The 2,027-nt window shown below is 65.5% G+C and carries 2 protein-coding genes and 1 pseudogene; 2 read left to right on the forward strand and 1 reads right to left on the reverse strand.

The genetic code is table 11. The features are described from left to right. Both nuoN and VKI00_RS17790 read left to right on the forward strand, forming a co-directional pair. Positions 1-994, forward strand: a 994-nt coding sequence (nuoN, locus tag VKI00_RS17785) for an NADH-quinone oxidoreductase subunit NuoN (protein WP_324439649.1), incomplete at its 5' end; no start/stop codon positions are given. Further along, on the forward strand, positions 991-1,770 hold the full coding sequence (locus tag VKI00_RS17790) for an enoyl-CoA hydratase (RefSeq protein ID WP_324439651.1): 780 nt from the start codon (positions 991-993) through the stop codon (positions 1,768-1,770). The genes nuoN and VKI00_RS17790, both read left to right, overlap by 4 nt. Positions 1,771-1,834: 64 nt before the next feature. Here VKI00_RS17790 and VKI00_RS17795 read toward each other — a convergent pair. Continuing rightward, a pseudogene (locus VKI00_RS17795) lies at positions 1,835-2,027 on the reverse strand (2-polyprenyl-6-methoxyphenol hydroxylase-like oxidoreductase); the annotation flags it as partial.

The following is a 2,027-nucleotide window of genomic DNA, read 5'->3' on the forward strand; positions in this document are numbered from 1 at the left end:
CCAGGAGGCAGCGGTCAAATACTTTCTGCTAGGCGCATTCTCGTCGGCGTTTTTCCTCTACGGCGTTGCGCTGCTCTACGGCGCGACGGGCACGCTGTCGTTGCCCGGCATCGCCAATGCGCTGGCAAGCAGCACCAACACGTCGATGGCGTTGATCGGCGTCGCCCTGTTGTCGGTCGGCCTGTTGTTCAAGGTCGGCGCCGTCCCGTTCCACTCGTGGATTCCCGACGTCTATCAGGGCGCGCCCACCCCGATCACCGGGTTCATGGCCGCGGCCACCAAAGTCGCGGCGTTCGGCGCCCTGCTGCGGGTCGTATACGTGGCGCTCCCGCCGCTGCACGACCAGTGGCGGCCTGTGCTGTGGGCGATCGCGATTCTGACGATGGTGGTCGGCACCATCACCGCGGTGAATCAGACCGACGTCAAGCGGATGCTGGCGTATTCGTCGATCGCACACGTGGGATTCATTCTCACCGGTGTCATCTCCGCAATCCCGGCGGGTATCGCGGCGACGATGTTCTACCTGGTCGCCTACAGCTTCAGCACGGTGGGCGCCTTCGCGGTTGTCGGCCTGGTCCGCAACGTGCAAGGCGACGAAGACGCCACCGTGTCGCACTGGGCCGGGTTGGGTCAACGCTATCCCGCTGTCGGCCTGCTCTTTTCGATGTTCTTGCTGGCGTTCGCCGGTATCCCGCTGACCAGCGGTTTCGTCAGCAAGTTCTCGGTGTTCCAGGCCGCGGCCAAGGGCGGAGCGGTGCCGCTGGTGATCATCGGTGTGATCGCCAGCGCGGTGGCTGCGTACTTCTACGTCCGGGTGATCGTGATGATGTTCTTCACCGAACCGCCAGCCGGTCAGGCACAGGTCGTGGTCGTGATGCCCAGCTTCTGGAGCAAAGCGGCGATCGCGGTGTGCACGGTGGTCACCATCGGCCTGGGCGTCTTCCCGCAGCCGCTGCTCGATCTGGTCAACCAGGCCACGCAGTTCGTGAGATGACCCCATCGCTGGTTCTCAGCGACGACGCCGGCGCGGTGCGGGTGCTGACCATGAACCGTCCCGAGGCACGAAACGCTCTGAGCACCAGGCTGATCGAGGCACTCTACGCGGCATTCTGCGACGCCGACGCCGACCCCTTGGTGCGGGCAGTGGTGCTCACCGGCGCCGACCCCGCCTTCTGCGCCGGAGTCGACCTCAAAGAGGCCCAACACCTCGGGACGGTCTACTTCGAACAATTTCAAACCCAGAGCTGCATTCGCAAAACAGCCGAAATGGCAACACCGATCATCGGCGCGATCAACGGCGCGGTGTTCACCGGCGGACTGGAGATGGCGCTGGGCTGTGACTTCCTTATCGCCTCGGAACGCGCCGTTTTCGCCGATACCCATGCCAGGGTCGGCATCCTGCCCGGCGGAGGCATGACGGCCCGGCTGCCGCAGGTTGTCGGCGGGGCCATGGCGCGGCGGCTGTCAATGACCGGCGAGGTCGTCGATGCCGCCCGCGCCGAGCGGATCGGGTTGGTGACGGAAGTCGTCGCGCATGATCGGCTGCTGTCGCGTGCGGTCGAGCTGGCCAGCGAGATCGCCGAGGTACCGGCGCCAATCATGGCCGGTCTCAAGCAAATCTATGCCACGGGATCGGCGGCAGTCACCGGTCCGGCACTGGCCGCCGAACGGGACATCGCCGGCGCCCAAGAGTTGGACCGCGATGGGCTCGGAGCCCGCTACGCCGAGGTCAGCGAGCGCAATCGTCGCCAGATCCGGCCGCAGACCTAGCTAAGAAGCGGGCTGTAGTCGGTGGGCGGATCAACGAGATTCATCGAGCGGTAAAGCTTCTCGGTCAGGCGAGAATCCAGGCGTCGTGCTCGTAGACCGAAAACGCGCCACCCGTCGGTCGTTTCGGCTCCGGGACGACAAAGGTCATCTTCTCGCGCAGGATCCCGGCCGGGATACGCATTCGCAGGCTGGCGTAGTTCGCGCTGGCTGTCGAGCGCTCGGCGGCCGGTCGGCCGTAGCCCAAGCTGTCCAGAAAG

Source organism: Mycobacterium sp. (genome assembly GCF_035314665.1).
In the GTDB taxonomy this organism is placed as follows: Bacteria; Actinomycetota; Actinomycetes; order Mycobacteriales; family Mycobacteriaceae; genus Mycobacterium.